This window comes from Ferruginibacter paludis (genome assembly GCF_030409685.1).
Taxonomy (GTDB): domain Bacteria; phylum Bacteroidota; class Bacteroidia; order Chitinophagales; family Chitinophagaceae; genus Ferruginibacter; species Ferruginibacter paludis.
This window is the reverse complement of the sequence record NZ_JAUFQJ010000024.1, coordinates 256,988-281,120: the sequence shown is the minus strand read 5'-3', so window position 1 is coordinate 281,120 and position 24,133 is coordinate 256,988. Positions and strand designations below refer to the sequence as shown.

Genomic DNA, 24,133 nt, shown 5'->3' with positions numbered 1-24,133 from the left:
TTCAACCAACACCAATTAAAATCAAAAAAATGAAACAATTATTTATCTCCGCATTCGTATTACTGACAGCAGTAGCCTCGTTTGCACAAAGTGAAAAGTTTACTGCGGCCATGAAAAAAAATCTTGCAGCAATGGACACCGGTTTTAAAAACCCTCCGGAACTTTTAAATGTTGCCAATAATTTTGAACGAATTGCCAATGCGGAAAAAAATCAGTGGCTGCCTTATTATTATGCTGCCTTTTGCCAGGTAAACTATGGTTTTATGGAACAGGATAAAGATAAAATAGATAGCTATGCAGATAAGGCTACTGAGCTGATTGCAAAAGCAGATTCGCTTTCGCCAAACAATTCAGAAATATCCTGCATCAAGAGTATGATAGCCAGTTGCCACATGATGGTAAATCCCATGCAGCGGTGGCAGGAGTATGGCCAGGAAAGCAACAGCAATATGGAAGTTGCCATGCAGCAGGATGCCACCAATCCGCGACCATATTTTTTAAAAGGCCAGGGCTTAAAATATACACCCGAGCAGTTTGGAGGCGGATGCAAAACGGCTAAACCTCAGTTGCAGACTGCTTTGGATAGATACGCAACTTTTAAACCTGCCAGTGATATCAGTCCGAACTGGGGTAAGGAAAGAACTGAATCACTGATTAAAGATTGTAAATAATTTTTCAGATCACGATAGTAATTGTTTGCTATACTTTCAACGCCTTTAAATATGGAACAGGAAAATTTTTCTCCGCAGCAAAGTATTGATTTAATTCAGAACATGATTTCCAAAACAAAAAACACTGTTGCTGGCGGCAGTGTTTTTTTATTTTGTGGGGATGGGTGGTTTTTATGGCTCTTTATTGCAATACTTTCTAAAAAAATAAAGCGTACTTGTATCATTATAATGACTGACTTCATTGTTACCGAATAATTAGGTCGAAGCAATACAAAAAATAAAAATTGAATTAAATGAAGGAACAACAATTTTCAACAGAAGAAAGTCTGCAGCTGATCGGGGAGATGATTGGAAAAGCAAAGCGGAGTTATGTTTCCAAAGGTATTGCCAGCATTGTGTGGGGTGTATTAATTATATTTTGCAGTATCGTTACCTGGGGTCAAATCGAATTTAAGATTGATATTGGATTTGACATATGGCTTCTTTTATTGCTTGCACTTTTGCCGCAGGTATATTTTGCAGTAAAAGAAAAGCGGGGAAAAAAATTTATAGGGCATGATGAGGAGACGATGCATTATGTATGGATTAGTTTTACCGTTTGCATCTTTATAACTTCATTTTACAACAGTCGCTGGGGTGGAGAAAGTTCAACTACGCTGATTATGATGTTATACGGAATTCCAACTTTTATTACCGGAGGCATCTTTAAGTTTAAACCAATGATCATTGGAGGAATGACTTGTTGGGTGATAAGTATATTTTCCATTTATACCCCGTTTAAAACAGATATGTTGCTGATGGCAGCCTGCGGCCTTTTTGCCTGGCTAATACCCGGAATAATTTTGTGGAAACGATATAAAAAGCAACAGCAAGTACATGTTTAAAGACCTGGATCCAATATTACATTCACAACTCAGGTTAGCTGTTATTAGTTTGCTGATCAGTGTTAAGGAAGCGGAATTCACTTTTTTAAAAGAAAAGACGAATTCTACCGCCGGTAACCTGAGTGTGCAAATAAATAAATTAAAAGATGCGGGCTATATTGAAGTGGTAAAGCAGTTCAAAGATAATTACCCGCAAACGGTTTGTAAAATATCAGCCAAAGGCATCGAAGCATTTGAAGTTTATGTTAATGCGCTGAAGTCTTATATGAATCCCGGCGGAGAATAAAAAAAGCCCTTCTTTTAAAAGAAGAGCTCTTGTTTGTGCCTGGTAATTTATAAGGTTACTTCCAAATCATAAATGAGGAAGTGTAAGTTTCGTTGTTGCTGATTAATTGAATCGTATAAGTTCCTTCGTTCAGTTTGTGAAAATCATCAATATTGATGCTGTTCTTTCCTGCTGCTATTGTTGCATTTTGTTGCAATACTTTTTTACCTGTTTCATCTAACACTATCACTTTACCAGTAGCAGCTTTGTCTGAAGTAAAAATAACTTTTACATCGTTGGTTGAAGCATTTGGCATAATGGTGATGCCCTTTTTTTCAATACCATTTGTATAACTGGAAACAGATGAAGTGTGTATAGCAACATCAAAATTGCCTTTTGCATTAACAGAAATAATAGCGATTACTGCAAATAAAGTGGTAAAAATCGTTTTCATCTTGTGTGTATTTATAAGTAAGAAATAAGCTAAATGAATAATTAATTCAGGTAGTTAATACACAGTAAATTGAGATTAAAGAAGTAGTTTAGTTCAGCAGGATTAGGAAATCTAAATTAATAGACTTTTTTGTAGAGTTGTGTGGTTCTTGTAAGAAAGTGTGGTAAGCATCTTTCTGAAACAAAGCTAATACTTTATTTCAAACCACCAACTTTTTCTACAATAAATTCGACGAAAATATTTACCCAAACAATAATGGCTGCATTTAATGTTGCAGCGTTATTTTTCGGGTTGCCAGCTTTATAAGAACAGATTCTGAGTGGATACAATCCTTTAAAACGATTGGCAGCGCTTAAGACAATTTTAAAAGCCTCCTGAACAATTGCTCTTTATTTCCGTTTTACCTTTGTTATTAATAACGGCATATGTCATTGATCATAGAGGTAAATCATTTATCAAAAAAATTCGGCGATACCCTGGCAGTAAATGATTTGTCATTCACCGTAAATCAGGGCGATATTTACGGGTTTCTGGGGCAAAATGGAGCTGGTAAATCAACTACCATCCGCATGCTGCTTACGCTGATACATCCTACAGCCGGAAACATTAAACTGTTTGGAAAAGATCTTTCAGCTAACCGGTCCGCTATCCTGCAACAGGTAGGGGCGGTAATAGAAAAACCCGATCTGTATAAATATTTATCTGCCTACGATAACCTTTCCATCTTCGCAAAAATGAGTGGTACAAAAGTTACCAGGCATCTATTAATGCAGCAATTGCACATGGTTGGTTTGGAAGACCGGGCGAAAGATACCGTCAGAACTTTCAGCCAGGGAATGAAACAACGTTTAGGCATTGCTGTTGCATTGGTACATAATCCTGCCCTTATTATTTTGGATGAACCGACCAACGGCTTGGATCCCCAGGGAATCGCAGATATCAGGAATTTAATTTTACGGCTTAGCAGGGAAATGGGAAAGACTGTTTTAATTTCTTCTCATCTGCTGAGTGAAATTGAACTGATCGCAACGCGGATGATTATATTGCACAAGGGAAAGAAAATGGTGGAAGGTAACGTAGCAACACTGCTTGATCCGGCCCATACCTTAATAGAGATTGAGACGCTTGACAATGCCGCTGCAAAGCAGTTGTTACTGGAGTCTGAATGGGCGGCGTTTGTGCAACCCAATAATCAATTGCAGTTGATGATGGATAAAATAAAAGTGCCGCGACTGATTAATTTCCTTGTGTCGGGCGGCGTACAATTGCTTTCGGTTAACTCTAGTCACTCCCTTGAAAATTATTTTTTATCACTTACAACCCAATCCGGCAATGTGGACGCTTTTGCAAATTGAACTCTTCAAAATATCTAAACGGCCCAGAACCTATATTGCTTTTGCTGCCGTAGCGGCCATCGTGTTTATTTTTCAGTTTGCATTTAAAGCAGATGGTCAAAGTTACATGGACCTGATGTTGCAAAGCGTAAAGGATACTTTTACTTTCGACAGGGTACAGGCCATCAATGGCTATTTTATGTGTTATATCATTCTGAATACATTGTTGATCCAGGTACCTATTTTAATAGCGTTGATTGCGGCTGATTCTATTTCCGGTGAAGCCAACATGGGAACACTTCGTTTACTGATATCCAAACCCATCAGCCGGACACAATTGATCTTGGTGAAGTTTGCGGCGGCTACCATTTTTACCATTTTTTTATTGCTTTGGATGGCCATTACGGCGTTGTTTATGAGCCTGCTGATATTTGGTACTGGCGATATGCTGGTGTTCAGATCAAAAGGCGATGAATCACAGATATTGCTGATAACAAAAGATGATATTATGTGGCGTTACCTGGCAGCTTTTGCATATGCCACGGTAGCATTAACTGTGATAGCAGCACTTTCTTTATTGCTGTCTATCTTTGCTGAAAACTCAATCGGACCTATCATTGCGACAGTCTGCATTGTAATTGTATGCACTATTATCAGTAACATCAATGTACCCATTATAGATAAAAATGTAAAACCGTTTCTGTTTACTTCTTACCTGGTTGGCTGGAAAGGATTTTTTTATATTGGTACGGATGCAGATGGAAAAACAATCCGCGGAAGCCTTGAAAACTGGCCCGCCATCCGTAAAAGTTTACTGATTTTAATAGCCCATATTTTTATATTGGTAATGGCCGCTGTAGTAGTTTTTAAAAAGAAAGATATTCTATCCTAAATAATAACAAAATGATCCGTTTAAAAAAAATAGCAACTCTTGTAGTGCTCATTTTAATATCATTTGCTTGTGTACAGGCACAGGATGTAAATGCACTAATCGCCAAAGTGAAATTTAATATTGATAAGGTAAATGATTACGAAGCTACGGCCAGGATGATCACCAATGTATCCTTTTTAAAAGTGCCTGATGCAGACGTAAAAGTATATTTTAAAAAGCCCAATCAGTTAAAAATTAAAAATGAAAAGGGTATTTCTTTTGTACCAAAGGGAGCGGTAAGTATTAACCTGAATAATATTTTAAGTGGTGGAAAGTACACCGCCATAGATGCAGGCACAGATAAAATAGGCAATACAACGGTAAGGATTGTTAAGTTATTACCGGAGGATGATAATGCTGATGTGGTATTATCCACGGTGTATATTGACGAAGCTGCGCTGGTAATAAGAAGAGCGAAAACCACTACCAGGACTAATGGCAGCTACCAGCTGGAAATGAATTATGGAAAATACAGCGCCTTTGGTTTACCCGATAAAATCGTTTTTACTTTTGATACAAAGGATTATAAACTGCCCAAGGGAGTAACGTTTGACTTTGACGATGGTACCCAAAATAACCGGTCGGCGGCAGATAAAGCAAAGAGCAAAAATGGGAAGGCTGAAATAACTTTTAGCTCTTACGTGGTTAATAAAGGCGTTGCTGAAGATGTATTTAAATAGTATCTCTGATGGCGGATTTACTGATGTGTCATTGCCTTTAGCGAAAAGCAAAAGCTATTAAATCGCGGTGTCTGTAAAAATCATGCATCAACCATCCAGTATTATTCCTCAATAATTTTTTCATCTCTTGCATTGGCTACAAATGCAGCACTTATTTTCTTCAAAGGGTTTTTATGCTGGCTGGCGTATTCTTTTCTGGCTGTAATGATATCAATGCATTTAAAAACAGCTTCCCTGAAAGAGGCTTCATCAGCCTTGCTTTTGCCTGCAATATCAAAAGCAACACCATGGTCAGGCGAGGTACGTATGCCGTTTAGACCAGCGGTATAATTAACTCCTTCACCATTGGCCAGCGATTTAAAAGGAATCAGTCCCTGGTCATGATACATGGCCAGCACCGCATCGAATTTTTCGTATTGTCCCCTGGCAAAAAAAGCATCTGCTGGATAAGGGCCAAAACAAAATATGTCTTTAAGCTTGGCTTCTTTAATGGCGGGTTTTATGATCTCTTCTTCTTCTTTACCGACAAGGCCTTCATCGCCTGCATGCGGGTTTAAACCCAGTACAGCAATTTTTGGTTTGTCTATACCAAAGTCTTTTTTCAGTGAGTTATTCAGCAGGTGCAATTTGCTAAGTATGGCTTCTTTGGTAATGAACTGCGCAATATCTTTTACAGGCACATGCTCGGTAACCAATGCTACCCGCATATTTTCAGCCACCATCAGCATTACCACATCAGGCACTTCAAATAAATTTTTAAGGTAAGGCGTATGACCGGTAAAATTAAAAGCTTCAGAATTGGTATTTTTTTTATGAATAGGAGCTGTTACCAATCCATCGATTTTTCCTTCTTTTAAAGCCTGGGCAGCCGTTACCAAACTGATTACTGCATATTTTCCACCGGTCTCGTTCAGCAACCCGGGAGTAACCGCCACTTCTTCTTCCCAGCAACTAAAAAGATTTACCTGTTTGTGATTTACCCTGCTGGAATCCTTAATGGTTGAAAAGTTAAAATTAATATCTGAAAGGGCTTTCCGGTAAAAGTTCAATACTTTATTACTGGCAAATATCACAGGGGTGCATATTTCAAGGAGGCGGGCGTCGCCCACCGTTTTTATGATCAGTTCCAGGCCAATGCCATTGATATCACCGCAGGAGAGTCCGATTACCGGTTTATTTTCATTTATCATATCAGCAAAAAATTAAGGTGTAAAAATACAACATTGTATAATACATAGTTTAAGGGAAGCAATCTGCTTGTTTAAACGCGATGTTCAAGGAGAGAGATATTGCCGTCGCAACTAATTAAGCAAGGCATCTCAAGACCTCTGCTCTTAGCAATGCCATAAAACTCGCGGGGAACTGATATGAACACCGTTGACAGCATATTGTGTACTTTTGCAAGTTATCCGGAAACAATAACACCACGCATGTTTAAAATAAAGAAATCGTTAGGCCAGCATTTTTTAAAAGATGAAATAGTAATTCAAAAAATTATTGATGCTTTAAAAGAAAACAGTTGTACCAACCTGCTGGAGGTTGGTCCGGGTGGCGGGGCACTAACCAAACACTTGTTACAGCTGCCCGGTATACATTTTAAAGCAGTGGAGCTGGATGATGAAAAAACCGCTTATCTCAAAAATGCTTACCCGGTTCTTAAAGACAATATTATCAGCCAGAGCTTCCTGGATATTGATGCGCCGTTTGATGCGCCCTTTACTGTGATTGGTAATTTTCCTTATAATATTTCAACACAGATTTTATTTAAAGTACTGGACTGGAAAGACCAGGTTCCTGTTGTGATCGGTATGTTTCAAAAAGAAGTAGCGCAAAGGGCCGCCTCAAAAGAAGGAAACAAAGTATATGGTGTGTTGAGTGTGTTAATCCAGGCTTTTTACGATGTTGAATATTTGTTTGATGTAAGCAACCAGAGTTTTAACCCGCCGCCAAAAGTGCAGAGTGGTGTAATACGGCTTAAAAGAAGAACTGTACCACTGGATGTTAAAAGCGAACGTGCTTTCAGGGTATTGGTAAAAACCGCCTTTAACCAGCGCCGTAAAACATTGCGCAATGCAGTAAAAAGTTTATTTACCGCAGAGGCTTTACAAGACCCTATTTTTGAGAAACGTGCAGAAGCATTGAGTATAAAAGATTTTGCTGAATTAACATTCAGAATGAGTTGAGGTAATCAATTTACCTGCATACAATATTTATAGGACGTTTTATTTTAATTTTTAAAGGACAGCGCTTCCTCAAGGTCATTTATAAAGTCAGTTCAAAAAGATAAATGCCAGCCTCAATACCCGGGGTTGCATTTTATTATGCTGTCTTTTATTTGCATACATTTAATCTCTTATTCAATTAATAGGTATTTGTACCAGGTCAGATGCAATTATTTAACGCATCAATATTTACCATCGTTGCAATATTGAATTATGGACACTAGTTTTTATGCATACCTGCAGCAACTTGAATTGCTGGGTTTTTTTACTGGTTATCCGTTGCTATATGCGGCTACTCTTTTTATCGCTGGTAACCAACCAGTAAAAAATACTTTCAAAAGCAGGGTCGTTTCACTTTTGCCTTTTGCGTATGCGTTGGTTGGTACTTTATATCTTGGGCTTCAATTAAAGAATTTATACCCGAACTACTCTTTTGAAAATGTAAGGCTAAGTATTCAGCACCCCTGGTTAACAGGGTGGGCGCTTCTGTCAGTTTTGTTCTGGATACCTTTTCTTGCTAAAAAAAAAGTGCTTAGCCTGTTCCATAGCCTGGTATTTTTCTTCCTTTTTGTAAGCGATTTATTATCAAATTTAAAGCAACCTTCTTCCGGAGCAGCGGCTATCCGCAATGATATGAAAATATATACTGGCAGTCTGCTTTTTAATCTTTCCGCCTTTGCTTTAGTGGTATGCCTATTTTTTATAGCAAACTATTTTAAAAAAAAGAATCAATAAAACGTGGAAAGTTAATCTGCGTCCGATATAACCACCAATTCTCCCTTCATGATCACAAACCATGGTTGTAATACATATCTCAACATGACATATGTCACAAAATACGTTGCGTACGGTCATTAATTATCCCTCTTTGCCACTATAGATTTGTGCTTTCACATTTAATAAAGATTTACTCATTTTAAATATTAATTTATGAAACTGCTTAGCAACAAAACATTAATGCTTCTGCTTTTAATTATAAGCGGATCAGGGTACATAATAAGTTGCACTCATGATGACGATCTGCTCCTTCCTCCACCCGCATCAAATACCGTTGTAATTACACGGGGTACACACATTCACTTACCAGGAACGCTGACTACAGGAGATTCAACGCAATGGAAAGTTGATAAGGCGCACTCAGGTGTGTTATGGTCAACCAACTATGTAGGTGCAGCGGGTTTACTTACCGGGCGTTTTAACCAGTTTGGTATACACAATGTAACCGATGCGGAAAAACAAAATTATATCACTACAGGCCAGCCGGTAAAAGATACCTCATGGGCTTTTTATGAAAATGAACCCGCCAAAACTTATTTTAATGGGTATGTTCAGATCAATACTTCCAACACCGGGGAGCCGGGCAGGGACGCAGGGTGTAACATAAAAGCAATGGGTACAACACTAATTGTACCTGGAACCCAGAACCTTACCGATTCTAACATTGCGCAAATCCACACTACTAAAGTTGAATTTGATCCTTTAAGCAATGACTATATCGTAACGCTTAACCTTACCTGGCATGGGTTATCACCAACACCCATTACACAGTCTATCGTTGGTAAATTAAAGTATATCCCACAGGCACGTGTTCAGTTTGGAACGGCAGCGGCCTACAGTGTTTTTGGATTGCAATTGGAATTTCAGTTTAACTGCAGGGATTTTTTAGTTGCCAGTACGAGCATTTCAGACAAAATCAATATCGAGTGTAATATGAATTTTAACAACAAGTAGTTAAACCAAATACAATGAAAAAACTAATGATATACGCAGGTATTGGCTTTATGATGGCTGTTGGTTTAATCGGTTGTTATAAAGATATTATACTGCCAGACGCCAAAGTAGACCCGGATGCCCCGGCACTACCAGTAAGCTTTAAGAATGATATTGCACCAATGGTAAGTACTAAATGTGGCATAGATGGATGCCATGTTTCAGGAGCGCATAAACCCTACATGACCCTGGGTTCGTCTTACCAGGAAATTGTAAACGGTGGATTTGTAAACACGCTTATTCCAAAAGAAAGTACGATTTACAAAATGATCAACGGGGAAATGCAACAATATATCCCTTCTGCCACCGACAGGCAAAAAATTTACGACTGGATTAGAAATGGGGCACCCAATAATTAAGTGATCTAAAAAAATAATCAAATGAAACTTAAAATAAAAATACCAAACTGCCTGTTTACATTCATCACCATGCTGGTGACCGGACTTTTGATCCAGGTTTCGTTGGTGGCGCAGGACAGCACCGGTGCAACTGCAACAACCACCGAAAAGGTTAAAATAAAACCAGTAAAAAACACTTTTCAAAGTGTATGGATTATCGACAACCAAACTGTGATGGTGCCTGTTAAAGGTACTTTCGAGATGGACATCATGCACCGGTTTGGAACAGTCCAGAAAGGCTATGATGATTTCTGGGGATTTTTTGCTCCCTCCAATATAAGGCTGGGAGTAAGTTATGCGCCTGTCAACAAATTAAATATAGGTATTGGCTTGACCAAGAGTAATATGCTTTGGGATGCAAGTGCAAAATATTCCATTATTACCCAAACAAAAGGCAGGTACCCCGTAAGTATAACCTACTATGGTGATGTAGCCTATGATACCAGGAAGGATGCTGATAAAAGCATCTTTAAATACCAGTCGCAACGATTGTTATTTTTTAACCAGGTCATTATTGCAAGAAAAATTACAGATAAATTTTCTGTACAGGTAGCCCCAAGCATTTCTCACCAAAATGCCGTAAATGGATATTATACAAAAAATGACAGTACAGGTACAGCGAAATTCAGTGAAATGAAACACGATCATTTTGCGCTTTCTGTATCAGCAAGGTATAAACTAACCACTGTAACCTCTGTTATGGTTAACTACGATCAGCCGCTTACAAAACATGCTACCAACAATCCCAATCCTAATTTATCTTTTGGGGTTGAGTTTAACACAAGCAATCACTCGTTCCAGTTGTTTATGGGTAACTATTCCCTCCTCAATCCTCAGCGAAATAATCTGTACAATACAAACAGTCCGTTCGCATATACTGATGTAGCAGGTAAAAAGGTAAGTGGTGGTAAATTCCTGATTGGTTTCAATATCACAAGACTATGGAATTATTAAAATTCGTTTCTTTAAAAAATGAAGTTTAAATTTTTAATGTTCTTTTTACCGGTTATATTAATCTTTGCCTGTGCGGATTCGCACAGGCAAAGAAATGTAAGCCTTAATAAAACTGATAATAAAGCAGCAAAACATAAACCGCCTTCCAGTTATGCTGATACTGTAAAAATTAATCCGATGGCATCAGTTGTTTTTTATAGCCCGGATACTGCGCAGCTTGAAAAAATAAAAGCAGTTAATGATAAAATGATTTTTGAATCTACAATGCATGAATTTTTTTACCAGATCCGAAACTCTAAAATAGTAGTAAAAAAATATTATCCAAACGTAAAGATCATGGAAGTTAAAAATGCCAGGTATCTCCTTTTTAAAAAAGCAGATGGAAAACAGGTGTTGATTGATCTGGATACAAAGGATGATCCCTGTGGGATGTTTATTTTTGATGGCTTTAAGAACCCGGAACTAGCAGATATGACGAATGTTGATACAGAAATAGAATTCTATTTTAGAAAGTAAGAATTGTAATGTCTTTATAAATGACCGGAATATATGGGCTGTTAAATTATTGGAGCAGCTTTTTAATAACGTACCGGGTTTGCGAAAATACTTTTTTTTTGAAATTTGTTTAACCAGCCTGATGAAATAAAAAAATGTTGAGCTGGAAGAATGGGTGCTCCTTAACTCTTTAAATTAACTGCTTCGCACAGAATGCTGGCCGGGAAATGTGCCCAACTCTGGCCCTATTTCATACATGCTTTTTAGTAATCCTGATTTAAACACAACCAGCCGGTTGTTGGGTACAACAGCGATCCGCTCTTGCTTACTCTGCTGCTTATTTACCAATCCTGTGTATGATTTCAATCACATCAGGAGTTGATCCTACTCAGAGGATATGATACCTTATGATGATAGTTTTACCCTTTCAAATACAGCATTACATTATATAGGGCTGTCGTCATTTTAATTCACCAAAAAAACAGATATATGAAACTGCTTCAGTCAAAACAACTCTGGATTTTAACCTCATTTGTTTTATTTGCCGGCTACTGGCTTAGTTGCACAAAAAAAGATCAAATCATTACTTCAGACACTACGGTTACAGAAAATACAACCGACCTGGTATCACTTAAAACCGCTATTGCCCCCACCATTGATGGAACGATTGATGCAAGTTGGGATAAGGCGGAAAAACTAAGTGTTGAACCGCAGGTACCAGATCCAGGTAATGGTCTGTTTGCTGGTTATATCGGCCAAACTTATTCAGCTACCATCCGTTCCATGTATGATGATCAAAATATTTATTTTTTACTGGAAGTGGCAGATGCTACCAAGAGTATAAACGTAGCACCCTGGTATTTTAATCCGGATTTAAACGTGCCGGGTAAAACAGGCTGGCAAAAAGAACCTTCCAGCCGGTCGTTTGATGTAAATGGAAATTTATTAAGAGACGGTTTTGGCGAAGATAAATTTGCAATGCTTTGGAACATCGATTCTTCTACAGCCAAATTTACCGCCCAAACCTGTTATTCAAGCTGTCATATTTTTACTCCATACATGGATTATTCTAAAAACCCTGCAGTGTATACAGCAAATGCCAACGGTAATCATTATACAAACGCCGCCAATGAAAAAATTGATATGTGGTGGGGCCGGTTAGGTTATATAAGTAAAGATGCATCGCTTCAATTTGCCGATGATAATTACCAGGATTATGCGGGTGGCCCGGCGGTAGGTAATTTAACAGGCGGTAATTTAAACGGAAGACATTTCGATGGCATTTATGTAGATTCAGCAAAAACAACTCCATGGCCATATGGTCCACACTATACTTCATCCCCAGCACAAGGTGAAGTAAACAATTCACAGAACTTAAAAATAAATGATACAGGTGCGATTGTCACAGTGCCGCTTTGGATAAACCCTGCGTTTACAAGCAATAATTTTATTTTATTGAGTGAAACCAAGAATGGTGTAGCTAAAAAAGTGGTAAAGGTAGATTCTACTGGTGCGCTGACTTTAAGCGATGGTACCATCATCACACCAGGAGCAGATTTTCAAAGAAGCAGTTCTGCCACCGGGTCAACAGCCAAAAACTCTATACCTGCATACATTGCCTATCCTTTACTCGGCGGAAGAGCAGATATCACCTGTTCAGCCGTGTATAACGGCACAGGTTGGGTTATTGAATACTCCCGTAAGTTAAAAACCGGCGATGCATTGAAACAGGATATTGATTTCTCAAATCTTGCTGATCAGCCATTTGGTTTAGCCTATTGGGATCAATCAAATTATCAACATGGTATTAAACCCAACCTGCTGCTGAAGTTTGCGAAATAATATTTACCTGTTCTTTCAATAACTAAAAAAGAAGATCATGTTAGAAAAGAAAATAAAACGCATTCACTACTTGTCGGTTATAGTTTGTATGCTTACCATATTTGGCTGCGCCAAAGACACTACCGTTGTGATTGATAATTCACCCGCAATTACTGAAACGGTCAGTTTTAAAAAAACAATCTTACCTATACTGGTAAAGAATTGTTCCGGCAGTAACTGCCACAGCGGAAGTGTGAGCCCTAATTTATCCGAGGCACTTGCCTACAGCACACTGACATCGGGCAGTTATTTAAACACCGCGGCACCGGCAAAAAGTGAATTGTATTTGTGGTTAACGGGCAAACGTTCGGCTGCAATGCCATTGGGTGCTGCAAACAACCCTTCCAAAATAAATGCATTAACCCTGGCCTGGATAACACAGGGTGCAAAAAACAATTAAAAATTAATTTATGAAAAAGCAAAATAATTACTTTCTGTTGGCAATGCGCAGTATCGGCTTTTGTCTGCTGTTGATTTTTGGCCTGGAGGCGGTAGCTCAGGATGCAGCGACCACAGATAGCACGACTCCGGCTCCTGTTGTTAAAAAGAAATCTTTTACAAAAAATACATTTGAAGGAAATTATCTGATAGATAACCAATCAGTGATGGTACCGGTGAAAGGTACTTTTGAATTCGATATTCAGCACAGATTTGCCACCTGGGAAAATGGATTCACAGATTTGTTTGGCCTGTTCAATGGCGCAACCATGCGACTGGGATTCAGTTATGTTCCAATAAAAAATCTGCAGGTAGGATTTGGTGCCTCCAACGACAAAATGTTGCTTAACGCCAATGTAAAATACGCGTTACTGCGACAGACAAAAGATGGGGCGATGCCTGTAAGTGTTACTTATTTTGGAGACGTCATGGCTGACCCCCGCAAGAAAGACAACACCACGTTATTCGTAACCACATCAGACAGGTTTAGCTACTTTAACCAAATTATTATCGCAAGAAAAATCACTGAGAAACTATCAATTCAGGTTAGCCCAAGTTTAACCCATTTTAATAACCTGGAAGGTTATATTGATGCCTCAGGAAAAGTAATGCCCAAAATGAAAAGTGATCATTTTGCTATAGCTTTTTCCGGCAGGTACAAAATTAGGCCTAAAACTTCCCTGCTGGTAAATTATGATCAGCCACTTACGCAGCACCCGATGGATAATCCACATCCCAATATAAGTTTTGGATTGGAGATGGCCACCAGCGGTCACCAGTTCCAGCTGTTTGCTGGCAATTACGGCGCCATATTACCGGAGAATAACAACATGTTTAACCAAAATGATTTTACCAAAAATCAGTTTTTGATTGGTTTTAATATCACCCGGTTATGGAACTTTTAATTGCTTACCCATTATAATTTTAAGGGATAGTGTTTTAGAATCCATCCTTTCATTTATAGCAAATGACGAAAATGAAAACGGGTGCTGGCGACATAGCCACGCAAGCGGCAACGTGTAATTATTACCAATTGCTCACGGTACAAACTGGCTGGCATTGTTGAACAACGCATATGATTGATATCATATCGGGATAAAGCCTGTGTCAACAGAAAGTATTTCAATTAAACCTACCTTGAACTTTGATTAAAAAGAGAAATTTTTTTTCTCACAATCTTTCAAAATCTAAAAAAAATAATTATGAAAAAAAATCTTGTAGCATTGATTGTGTTTTCAGGCTTAGCCGGGCTTAGTTTTACAGCATCTGACAACCAGCAAAAAAAGCCCTGGCCCGTGCCAGATGCAGCTAAAAATGCGAAAAGTGCAGTAGCTTCCAGCGCAGCTTCTATTGCTGAGGGAAAAACATTGTATGCAACACATTGCAAATCCTGCCATGGAGCTAAAGGCCTTGGTGATGGATCAAAAGCAGCACAATTAAAAACGGAACCCGGTGATTTTTCTTCTGCCACTTTCCAATCTCAAACTGACGGTGCAATCTTTTACAAAACCTCCGAAGGTCGCGATGACATGCCAAGCTTTAAAAAGAAATTACCGGATGCCGAAGACCGCTGGAACCTGGTGAATTACGTGAGATCTTTAAAAAAATAAATTTGCTATATCTGCATGATTAATAGAAGGACCCGGTATCTGCCGGGTCTTTTTTTATGCGGCACTTTATGCGGGCCATTGCGCTTTGTTTACGTGGATGTGATTTCACTCACATTTCCTGCTGACTCACATCACAAATTATAATCGGCCATCCAGGTATCTTGTGCCTGTTAAGAGGATACTTTACCAACACTCATCTTCCATTATTAATCTCATACAACATGTCTACAGAAAATAAAAAAGAGAGTCGCCGCAAATTTTTAGGCTGGGGACTTGCAACGGCCGCTGTTTTATCAGTGGCGAAATTTGTATTGCCTTCCCGGATAGAAAATAAGAAAACCGTTAAAATGCTTACACAGGATGGTAAATTAGTAGAAGTAGACATAGCTGCACTTCCACCACAAAAGAAAAAAATCACCAACCAGGAATTACAGAACTGGATAGGAAAATAATATATCCTGATACACAAACCAATTTACAATGAGTATAGAAAAATCACGCAGGGAATTTATAGCCGCAGGTTTGCTAACCACCATGGCTGCCGTTGCCTGTAATTCAAAAAAAACACCGTTTACTCCGGAGGAAGATGTACAGCCTTCCGGGGAAAAAGTAAAACTGCTTTCAGTTGATGGTGAAATTATAGAGGTTGATAAAGCTTTTTTAAAACCAGTGCCGCATATGCCCTCCGTTAGCAACGAAGAAATCCGGAAAGGAATTCCGGGCAAAAAATTTGCGATGGTAATAGATTTATCCAGGTGTAAAAACCTGAAGAAATGCCAGTCGGCGTGTAATCATATGCACCATGTACACTCCGAACAAAACTGGATAAAAGTTTACCAGATGCAGGATGCTGAGATGACGGCACCTTACTTTCAACCCACAACGTGTATGCATTGTGATGAGCCGCCTTGCGTAAAAGTTTGCCCGGTAGATGCTACTTTTAAACGCCAGGATGGCATTGTTTTAATTGACAGTGACCGCTGTATCGGTTGTCGTTTTTGCATGGCCGCCTGCCCTTATTCAACCAGGGTGTTCAATTGGGAAGAGCCTGAGTTGACAGCAGATGTTGCTGCACAAACGTACAGCGCCGAAACGAGTGTTCCACAAAAAAGAGGAACGGTGGGCAAGTGCGATTTTTGTCCCGATATGACACGTATGGGCATGCTGCCACATTGTGTTTCCGCTTGTCCCAATGGTGTGTTTTTCTTTGGTGATATTAACGAAGATTCCGTTACCAATGGTTCAGAAACCTTCCGTTTCAGCGACCTTGTAAAAGATAAATCCGGTTACCGTTTAATGGAAGATTTGGGAACCAAACCAAGCGTATACTATTTGCCTCCTGTAAACCGCAATTTCAAATTTGAAGAGGGCCTCAAAAATGATGAGCCCGCTGCAAAAAAAGCCTAAACTAATAACGTGGAAAATCCTCAAAAATTCTCGCCCGAAAAAATAACCAGTGATTTGCTGCCACAACCATTTGGCCGCAGGGGCAAGCTATGGACAGCAGCATTACTGCTGGTAGCATTGATTGGCGCATTTGCCTACATTCAGCAATTAAGAAAAGGATTGGTGGTAACCAATATGGGAGATTACGTGTCGTGGGGTATTTATATTTCAAATTTTGTGTTTTTTGTTGCTATCAGCCTGGTGGGTTCATTAATCACCGCTATCTTTCGGCTGGCTGATGTTCCCTGGCGAACGCCCCTTACCAGGATATCAGAAATCATTGCAGTATCGGCTATCACGTTTGCTGCCCTGATCATCATTGTAGACATGGGGCGCCCTGAGAGAATGTTGTATTTATTCTTACACGGCCGTTTGCAATCGCCTATTATGTGGGATGTGATTGTGATCAGCACTTATTTCTGCACCAGCCTGTTGTTATTGTATATCACTTTGTTGCCTGATATAAAAATCATGATAGCTGCCCGGGAAAAACTCGGGACACCTTTTGCAAAATTCTATCGCTGGCTTGGCTCTTTCTGGAAGGGAACCGAAGCACAGGAAAAAATACGAAACAGATCTATCACGCTTATTTGCATAACCATTATACCGGTTGCGTTTTGTATACATACGGTTACATCCTGGTTGTTTGCAACTACCTACCGCCCCGGTTGGGATAGTACCAACTTTGGCGCCTATTTTGTTTCGGGCGCTTTCCTGGTGGGTGCAGGAGGTGTAGTAGTTGCCATGTATGTTTTTCGCAGGGTATATAAATTAGAGCATTACATTACCGAAAGACACTTTGATAAAATGGGCAAAATATTGGTGATGCTCGCCCTGTTGTATTTATACTTTAATGTAAACGAATACCTGGTTCCTGCCTTTAAAATGAAGAAAGATGAAGAGGCACATTTGCGGGGGCTTTTCACCGGAGAATTTGCGCCCCTGTTTTGGTTCGCCATTTTAGTGGGTATGATTATTCCGATCTTTATTTTAGTGTTTCCAAAAGGCAGAAAACCCAACGCTATGTTTGCGGCAGGAGTAATGGTAGTGGTGGGTGCCTGGTTTAAACGTTACCTGATTGTTACACCAACATTGCTGCATCCATTTTTACCAAAATTTGATGCCCCCGCCCGGTACAGCCACTACTTTCCAAGCTGGGAAGAATGGGCTATTACAGCAGGCTCACTGGCAGGCGTGCTATTGATAATTACTTTTTTTGCCAGGGTTTTTCCTATCATCTCTATTTATAAAACCATAACTGATCATGACACTGAACTACCATCATAAACTATGTTTTCTTGTATCGTTTTTTTCGGTAATAGCAATCAACTGTGTTATCGCACAAGATTCAGCAGCCCCGGTTACAACAATGAGCGTACGTTATTTTTTACCCGTAAATAAGGTACCCTACGTTGAAGTAAATACCAAAAAGAAAGTGGGCAGAAAATTTGAACCCGTAATGTCCATCCCTGTCAGCATTTATCTCAATGAAGCCACACCAGCAAATTTATTAGGAAAGGTAATTACGGGAGCAAATGGACTGGCAAAGGTTGCAATCCCTGCCACTTTTAAATCAACCTGGGATTCACTTGGTGAAATAAAATTTATTGCGGAGTCAGACTCAATCAGCGGCCAACCTGCATTGAGTGGAGATGTAACTATAAAAAAAGCCATATTGGTTATCGATTCTGCATCTGCAGATGGGGTAAGAGCTGTTACTGCGCAATTAAAAGAAAAAAAAGGCAATGAATGGGTGGCTGTAAAAGATATAGAAATGAAGCTGGGCGTAAAGCGTATGCTGGGTAATTTAACCGTTGGCGAAGCAGAAACATATACAGCAGACTCTACAGGGATAGCAAGTGCCGAATTTAAAAGAGATTCGCTTGCCGGTGATAAAAATGGCAACCTGGTATTGGTAGCCCAAGTAGAAGACAATGATACATATGGAAATTTAATTGTTGAAAAGGCAGTTCCCTGGGGTAAGTCAGTTCAACCAGATACCCACTTCTGGCATCGTTCTCTTTGGTCAACCGGCAACAGGGTTCCTGTTTGGTTATTGTTACTGGCTGTATCAATTATTGCAGGTGTTTGGGGAATGATTATTTACCTGGTAAGGCAGGTAATTAAAATAAAAAAAATGGGCAAAGAGTTTGATCGTGGCCTCACTACCTAGCCCTTTTTGAATAGGCTTTTTAATAGTTCGTCAATCATTATTAATTACCTGATTTAAAATGTTCATCATCCTTGTGTTGATGAACATTTTTATTTTGACCCTTTCAGTAAGTGAAGGAACAAGAAAGGTGTATTTTTGATTTTCGCAGCCGATTGTCTTTATAATAAATTATAATCCAGATGCCATTTACAAATACTAAAATCCGCATAGTAACCGCAGCAGCCTTGTTCGACGGGCATGATGCCGCAATCAATATTATGCGCCGCATATTACAGGCAAAGGGTGCGGAGATTATCCACCTGGGCCATAACAGAAGTGTACATGAAATTGTAGAGTGTGCCATTGAAGAAGATGCGAATGCCATTGCCATTACAAGTTACCAGGGTGGGCACCTGGAGTTTTTTAAATACATGAAAGACCTGTTGGATGAAAGCGGCTGCGGTCATATCAAAATTTTTGGTGGTGGCGGAGGAACAATATTACCAGCTGAAATAGAAGAATTGCAACAGTACGGCATCACAAGAATTTACAGTCCGGATGACGGAAGGATGATGGGTTTGGAGGGTATGATTGAGGATGTTATAAATAAAGCTGGTCAAGCCTCCCCAACCCTTCAAGGGGGTATTCTGGAGTCTGCTGAAAGGATGCCTTTTCCTTTGGGGGAAGTTTATGATATCAGGTTAATAGCCCGGGCAATTACTTTGGCAGAACAGGTTGAAAATTATTCGCATTTGGTTGACCGGTTAAAAGCAAATGCTTCCAAACCATTGAAGTCTGAGATCCCCCGTTCGACGGGTGGGGGTGCTTCTGACGCGGTTGCCATCCTTGGCATCACCGGTACCGGAGGCGCCGGAAAATCATCGGTTACAGATGAAATTGTACGCCGTTTTTTAAACAGCTACTCAGATAAAACCATCGCTGTAATTTCTGTTGATCCATCCAAGAAAAAAACAGGCGGTGCATTGCTTGGGGACAGGATCAGGATGAATGCCATCTCGTCTTCAAGGGCTTATATGCGCAGCCTTGCTACCAGGCAGAGTGATTTTGCTTTAAGTAAATATGTACAGGACGCCATTGATATCTGCAAAGCGGCAGGCTATGATTTTATTATTGTAGAAAGTGCAGGCGTAGGGCAAAGTGATGCTTCGATACTGGATTATGTTGACGTTAGCATGTATGTTATGACGCCGGAATATGGAGCACCTTCTCAACTGGAAAAAATAAATATGCTGGATTATGCAGACGTAATCTGCATCAATAAATTTGATAAAGCTGGTGCGCTGGATGCCTTACACGATGTACGCAAACAATACAAACGCAACCATGAATTATGGGAAGCGAAAGACGATGAGTTACCAGTGGTAGGAACTATTGCGGCGCAGTTCAATGATGCGGGCATCAATGAATTATTTGAAAGGCTGATGGAAACAGTGGCTAAAAAAACCGGGGTAAATTTTAATGGTGAAATTGAACACCATGCGCATCTAAAAGATACTACAGATAACTCAACTATTATACCGCCCAGGCGTGTAAGATATTTATCAGAAATAGCTGAAACTATTTCAGGGTACAACACGTGGGCAGAGGAACAAGCCGCTATTGCTACCAAATTATATCAACTCGGTGGCGTAATAAAAATGCTGGATGAGAAATAAGTAAACCGTGTTGTAAACGGCTGCTGATTTGTGTAACAGCTTGTTGCACAAATCAACAAAATGACCATCTGATAAAATAAAATAATTGACTGGTATATGCAAACAGATGAACTGAAAAAAAAATACGATGAATTAAAAATGCAGTTGCATCCGGATGTATGGCAATTAATGGAGCAATGGTCTGGGCTGTTAAAAGAATACGAAAGTGATTTTTTTGAATTTGATGTAAGGGGTAAAAAAATAAAACAAGATTTAGTTTACCGATCGCTCAGCGGTACAAGAATAAGTAAAGTATATCTACCCAAATACAAAGACTGGGGCGATATTTTAAAGTGGCAGTTGCAGGAAAATGTTCCCGGCGAGTTTCCATTTACAGCAGGCGTGTTTCCGTTAAAAAGAGAAGGCGAGGATCCTACAAGAATGTTTGCAGGCGAAGGAAGCCCGGAGCGGACTAACCGCCGGTTTCATTATGTAAGTGTTGGTCAGCCTGCAAAGCGACTCAGCACAGCGTTTGACAGTGTGACTTTATATGGTGAAGACCCTGCACCGCGGCCGGATATTTATGGTAAGGTGGGCAACAGCGGGGTAAGCATTGCCACGGTAGATGATGCAAAAAAATTGTACAGTGGCTTTGATTTGTGCGATGCCAAAACATCTGTAAGTATGACCATCAATGGCCCGGCGCCGATGCTGCTTGCATTTTTTATGAATGCGGCTATTGACCAGCAGTGTGAAAAATACATCATTGAAAATGGTTTAAGCGAAGCTGTGAATAAAGCGATAGAAAGTAAATGGGACATTGAATCTTTGCCGAAATACACAGGTGAAGATGGTAAAAAAATCAACCCTGTGAAAGGGAATTTCGACGGGCATTTACCTGGGGGAAACAATGGGCTTGGACTACGTTTGCTTGGGCTTAGTGGACGGGATGTTTTACCAGCAGAGGTATATAAAAAAATAAAGGCTCACGCATTGGCCACCGTCCGGGGGACAGTGCAGGCGGATATTTTGAAAGAAGACCAGGCGCAAAATACCTGCATTTTTTCAACCGAATTTGCGCTGAAATTAATGGGCGATGTGCAGGAATATTTTATCAAAAATAAAGTGCAGAATTTTTATAGTGTTAGTATCAGTGGCTACCATATTGCTGAAGCTGGCGCCAATCCCATTACACAATTGTCCTTTACTTTGGCCAATGGTTTTACTTACGTGGAATATTATTTAAGCCGCGGAATGCACATTGATGATTTTGCGCCCAACCTTTCTTTCTTTTTCAGTAATGGAATGGATCCGGAGTACAGCGTAATCGGAAGGGTGGCCAGGAAAATTTGGGCCAAGGCCATGAAATATAAATACAAGGCCAACGAAAGGTCGCAGAAATTAAAGTACCATATTCAGACTTCAGGCAGGTCACTGCATGCGCAGGAAATTGATTTTAACGATATCCGCACCACGCTGCAGGCGCTGTATGCGATTTATGATAATTGCAGTTCATTGCATACGAATGCGTACGATGAAGCTATCACTACGCCAACAGAAGAAAGCGTGCGCAGGGCTATGGCTATTCAGCTGATCATCAACCGGGAGCTGGGTACGGCAAAAAATGAGAACCCCAACCAGGGTGCGTTTTTAATAGAAGAGCTGACTGACCTGGTGGAAGCCGCTGTGCTGGCTGAGTTTGAACGGTTATCTGAAAGAGGCGGCGTACTGGGGGCCATGGAACGCATGTACCAGCGCAATAAAATCCAGGAAGAAAGTTTGTATTACGAAACACTGAAGCATACCGGTGAATACCCTATCATTGGCGTAAATACTTTTTTAAATAAGAAGGGCAGCCCGACTATTTTGCCATCAGAAGTCATCCGTAGCACGACGGCGGAAAAAGATAACCAGATTGAAGCGGTTACCTTATTTCAGCAACGGCATAAAGATAGAGCGGCAGACATGTTGCAGCGCTTGCAACAAGTAGCAGTATCAAACGGTAATTTGTTTGAAGAACTGATGGAAACCGTGCAATACTGCACGCTGGGGCAAATAACCAATGCGCTTTACAATGTAGGAGGTAAGTATCGGAGGAATATGTAGGAGTAATTAATTAATAATTAAGAATTATAAATTCCTTAAAACCTGAAGTCTGTTCTTTATCCGAAGCAATTCATAACTCATAACTCATAATTAACCCCCATGGTCACCATCGAAAACGAAAAATTGAAAGCTGTAATTTCTCCTAAAGGTGCAGAGCTGCAGAGCCTCGTCAATAAAGAAACAGGTATTGAATATATGTGGGGTGGCGATGCCGCTCACTGGAGCAAACACAGTCCTGTGCTGTTTCCTATTGTGGGCACGTTAAAAAACGATACCTATTTTTATAAAGACGAAGTATACCATCTTTCCCGCCATGGGTTTGCAAGGGAAAGGGTTTTTTTAAAAGACCAGGTAAGCATGGAAGAAGCCGTGTTTACGTTAACTCAGGATGCGGATACGTTGGCTGTATATCCGTTTGCCTTTGTCCTGAAGCTCCGCTATCAATTAGCCGATGATAAATTAGCCGTAATATATGAAGTGTGCAACAGCGGCTATGATGAATTGCTTTTTTCTGTCGGGGCTCATCCTGCGTTTGCGGTGCCGATGGTGGATGGTACTGATTACGCCGATTATTTTCTTCAATTTAATACAATCGAAACATTGAGCAGGTGGAAATTAGAAGATGGTTTAATTGCCAACCATGCAGTACCATTGCCGGCAGAAAATGGGAAGCTTGCTTTACAGCATCAGTTATTTTACGAAGACGCAATTGTGTTAAAAAATATGCAGAGTAACCAAATCACAATTGGATGCACAAAGCATGCGCATGGCATTCATTTTCATTTCGATGATTTTCCTTTCTTTGGAATATGGGCGGCTAAGGATGCTGATTTTGTTTGTCTTGAACCCTGGTGCGGTATTGCAGATGGCGTTGATCATAACCAGCAACTGAAAGATAAGGAAGGAATAATTAACCTGCCGGCAAATGCAAACTGGCAGAGAAGCTGGACGGTGGAATGTTTTTAGCCTTAAATTAAAAGATGATTAACACTGAAATTGAAACCAGCTTGTATAGGTTTATTAAGCCAAAGTACCCGGATGTTGAAATTAAAGTGCAGAATAGTGATGAAAACATTCGACAGGTGTTTTTTACTGCAAGCCTCTTTAAAGACTTATATCCACAACAGCGGTATCACTATTTGATTCATTTAATTCCTGGTGATTTCATTGAAGAAAATCTAACAAATACAGAATGGTTCGAGTTGGCGCCGGGAGAAGATCCTGATGAACTTGACTATCATGATGATGAAATGCTTGAAGAAATAACTGAGTCTGTGTTGGGTGTTTTACAGCACAAAGTTGATTTTGTTTCCATACTGGACAGACTATTTATGAAAGAGGATACAGCATGTTGCGGAGATTTCTCGCATTCAAAAAAAATATTGAAACAGCTGGATTTTCCGGCAGAGGCACAATTTGATATTTTTCATGTTTTGATGAAGAAGGGAGGATATTGTGATTGCGAGATTTTATTCAATGTATTTCGCGAAAGTGAGTATGCTCAGAAGTATTGGAGCAGCAGGTCCTGATAGTTTTAGCCCCCGATGTTTATTTCAGCTCTTCACAAAAATAGCCTGCCTCAGTCAACAGGTTTTCTACTTCTTTACCGGGAATGTCGTTGGCTACCACCCGTAAAATTTTGTCGCAGTCATGCAGGTCTACATTCCATTTATAAATATCGGGATGCACGTTTAAACTGCTTTCAACTGCATTGATTTGATTAACATCTGTGAGGTTGGTTTTAAATATAAGTATCTGCATACAAACACATTTTAGTTACACAATAT

At 39.8% G+C, this 24,133-nt stretch carries 27 protein-coding genes; 24 read left to right on the top strand and 3 right to left on the bottom strand.

Annotated elements, in window-relative coordinates:
* Positions 1-29: 29 nt before the first annotated feature.
* The 3 genes from QWZ08_RS25620 (at position 30) to QWZ08_RS25610 (ending at position 1,841) form a co-directional block, all read left to right on the top strand.
* Entirely contained in the window at positions 30-671 is a 642-nt protein-coding gene (locus QWZ08_RS25620; RefSeq protein ID WP_290340552.1) for a hypothetical protein, read from the top strand.
* Between the two features lie 293 nt (positions 672-964).
* On the top strand, positions 965-1,555 hold the full coding sequence (locus tag QWZ08_RS25615; RefSeq protein WP_290340551.1) for a hypothetical protein: 591 nt from the start codon (positions 965-967) through the stop codon (positions 1,553-1,555).
* Entirely contained in the window at positions 1,548-1,841 is a 294-nt protein-coding gene (locus QWZ08_RS25610; protein ID WP_290340550.1) for a winged helix-turn-helix domain-containing protein, read from the top strand. The genes QWZ08_RS25615 and QWZ08_RS25610 overlap by 8 nt, the downstream gene beginning before the upstream one ends.
* Positions 1,842-1,896: 55 nt before the next feature.
* On the opposite strand, the gene QWZ08_RS25605 is transcribed toward QWZ08_RS25610, so the two are convergent.
* Positions 1,897-2,274 carry a T9SS type A sorting domain-containing protein gene (locus QWZ08_RS25605; RefSeq protein WP_290340548.1) on the bottom strand — a complete coding sequence of 126 codons (378 nt, stop codon included), beginning with the start codon at positions 2,272-2,274 and terminating at the stop codon, positions 1,897-1,899.
* Between the two features lie 425 nt (positions 2,275-2,699).
* On the opposite strand from QWZ08_RS25605, the gene QWZ08_RS25600 reads away from it, so the two are divergent.
* The 3 genes from QWZ08_RS25600 to QWZ08_RS25590 are packed head-to-tail and all read left to right on the top strand — an operon-like array spanning position 2,700 to position 5,219.
* Complete coding sequence (locus QWZ08_RS25600; protein ID WP_290340546.1) at positions 2,700-3,629, top strand: ABC transporter ATP-binding protein; 930 nt, start codon at positions 2,700-2,702, stop codon at positions 3,627-3,629.
* The gene (locus QWZ08_RS25595) at positions 3,607-4,500 is read left to right on the top strand and encodes an ABC transporter permease (protein WP_290340545.1); all 894 of its coding nucleotides are present in this window, start codon (positions 3,607-3,609) and stop codon (positions 4,498-4,500) included. Before QWZ08_RS25600 ends, QWZ08_RS25595 begins: the two co-directional genes overlap by 23 nt.
* Before the next feature lie 11 nt (positions 4,501-4,511).
* A complete protein-coding gene (locus tag QWZ08_RS25590) occupies positions 4,512-5,219 on the top strand; it encodes a LolA family protein (protein WP_290340544.1) in 708 nt (235 codons plus the stop codon).
* A gap of 101 nt (positions 5,220-5,320) precedes the next feature.
* Here the strand turns inward: QWZ08_RS25590 and pdxA are convergent, their stop codons facing one another.
* Positions 5,321-6,409: a 4-hydroxythreonine-4-phosphate dehydrogenase PdxA gene (pdxA, locus tag QWZ08_RS25585; RefSeq protein ID WP_290340543.1), complete on the bottom strand. Its 1,089-nt coding sequence runs from the start codon at positions 6,407-6,409 to the stop codon at positions 5,321-5,323.
* A gap of 177 nt (positions 6,410-6,586) precedes the next feature.
* Between pdxA and rsmA the strand changes: the two genes are divergently transcribed.
* From rsmA to QWZ08_RS25495, 18 genes are all read left to right on the top strand, one after another.
* Positions 6,587-7,402 (top strand): 16S rRNA (adenine(1518)-N(6)/adenine(1519)-N(6))-dimethyltransferase RsmA, encoded by an 816-nt coding sequence (rsmA, locus tag QWZ08_RS25580; protein WP_290340542.1) that lies wholly within the window; start codon positions 6,587-6,589, stop codon positions 7,400-7,402.
* A gap of 252 nt (positions 7,403-7,654) precedes the next feature.
* The gene (locus QWZ08_RS25575; protein WP_290340541.1) at positions 7,655-8,176 is read left to right on the top strand and encodes a hypothetical protein; all 522 of its coding nucleotides are present in this window, start codon (positions 7,655-7,657) and stop codon (positions 8,174-8,176) included.
* Positions 8,177-8,371: 195 nt separating this feature from the next.
* Positions 8,372-9,172 (top strand): hypothetical protein, encoded by an 801-nt coding sequence (locus QWZ08_RS25570; RefSeq protein WP_290340540.1) that lies wholly within the window; start codon positions 8,372-8,374, stop codon positions 9,170-9,172.
* A 14-nt stretch (positions 9,173-9,186) separates the two neighbouring features.
* Positions 9,187-9,570, top strand: coding sequence for a hypothetical protein (locus QWZ08_RS25565; protein ID WP_290340539.1), 384 nt, complete (start codon positions 9,187-9,189; stop codon positions 9,568-9,570).
* 21 nt (positions 9,571-9,591) lie between these two features.
* Positions 9,592-10,563, top strand: a complete 972-nt coding sequence (locus QWZ08_RS25560; protein ID WP_290340538.1) for a DUF5777 family beta-barrel protein — start codon at positions 9,592-9,594, stop codon at positions 10,561-10,563.
* A gap of 18 nt (positions 10,564-10,581) precedes the next feature.
* Positions 10,582-11,079, top strand: coding sequence for a hypothetical protein (locus QWZ08_RS25555; protein WP_290340537.1), 498 nt, complete (start codon positions 10,582-10,584; stop codon positions 11,077-11,079).
* 468 nt (positions 11,080-11,547) lie between these two features.
* Positions 11,548-12,900, top strand: coding sequence for an ethylbenzene dehydrogenase-related protein (locus QWZ08_RS25550; protein WP_290340536.1), 1,353 nt, complete (start codon positions 11,548-11,550; stop codon positions 12,898-12,900).
* Between the two features lie 37 nt (positions 12,901-12,937).
* Positions 12,938-13,339: a hypothetical protein gene (locus tag QWZ08_RS25545; protein WP_290340535.1), complete on the top strand. Its 402-nt coding sequence runs from the start codon at positions 12,938-12,940 to the stop codon at positions 13,337-13,339.
* A gap of 10 nt (positions 13,340-13,349) precedes the next feature.
* Entirely contained in the window at positions 13,350-14,282 is a 933-nt protein-coding gene (locus tag QWZ08_RS25540; RefSeq protein ID WP_290340534.1) for a DUF5777 family beta-barrel protein, read from the top strand.
* A gap of 297 nt (positions 14,283-14,579) precedes the next feature.
* Complete coding sequence (locus QWZ08_RS25535) at positions 14,580-14,987, top strand: c-type cytochrome (RefSeq protein WP_290340533.1); 408 nt, start codon at positions 14,580-14,582, stop codon at positions 14,985-14,987.
* A 221-nt stretch (positions 14,988-15,208) separates the two neighbouring features.
* Positions 15,209-15,439, top strand: coding sequence for a hypothetical protein (locus QWZ08_RS25530; protein WP_290340532.1), 231 nt, complete (start codon positions 15,209-15,211; stop codon positions 15,437-15,439).
* Between the two features lie 28 nt (positions 15,440-15,467).
* Positions 15,468-16,394, top strand: a complete 927-nt coding sequence (locus QWZ08_RS25525) for a 4Fe-4S dicluster domain-containing protein (RefSeq protein ID WP_290340531.1) — start codon at positions 15,468-15,470, stop codon at positions 16,392-16,394.
* 9 nt (positions 16,395-16,403) lie between these two features.
* Entirely contained in the window at positions 16,404-17,720 is a 1,317-nt protein-coding gene (gene nrfD, locus QWZ08_RS25520; RefSeq protein ID WP_290340530.1) for an NrfD/PsrC family molybdoenzyme membrane anchor subunit, read from the top strand.
* Positions 17,698-18,606: a hypothetical protein gene (locus tag QWZ08_RS25515; RefSeq protein WP_290340528.1), complete on the top strand. Its 909-nt coding sequence runs from the start codon at positions 17,698-17,700 to the stop codon at positions 18,604-18,606. Before nrfD ends, QWZ08_RS25515 begins: the two co-directional genes overlap by 23 nt.
* A gap of 179 nt (positions 18,607-18,785) precedes the next feature.
* Positions 18,786-20,261: a cobalamin-dependent protein gene (locus tag QWZ08_RS25510; protein WP_290340526.1), complete on the top strand. Its 1,476-nt coding sequence runs from the start codon at positions 18,786-18,788 to the stop codon at positions 20,259-20,261.
* A gap of 96 nt (positions 20,262-20,357) precedes the next feature.
* Positions 20,358-22,346, top strand: coding sequence for a methylmalonyl-CoA mutase family protein (locus tag QWZ08_RS25505; protein WP_290340525.1), 1,989 nt, complete (start codon positions 20,358-20,360; stop codon positions 22,344-22,346).
* Between the two features lie 99 nt (positions 22,347-22,445).
* Positions 22,446-23,312: an aldose 1-epimerase family protein gene (locus tag QWZ08_RS25500; protein WP_290340524.1), complete on the top strand. Its 867-nt coding sequence runs from the start codon at positions 22,446-22,448 to the stop codon at positions 23,310-23,312.
* Positions 23,313-23,326: 14 nt separating this feature from the next.
* Positions 23,327-23,875, top strand: a complete 549-nt coding sequence (locus QWZ08_RS25495; protein ID WP_290340522.1) for a DUF2695 domain-containing protein — start codon at positions 23,327-23,329, stop codon at positions 23,873-23,875.
* Positions 23,876-23,894: 19 nt separating this feature from the next.
* On the opposite strand, the gene QWZ08_RS25490 is transcribed toward QWZ08_RS25495, so the two are convergent.
* Positions 23,895-24,107 (bottom strand): hypothetical protein, encoded by a 213-nt coding sequence (locus QWZ08_RS25490; protein WP_290340520.1) that lies wholly within the window; start codon positions 24,105-24,107, stop codon positions 23,895-23,897.
* Positions 24,108-24,133 lie beyond the last annotated feature (26 nt).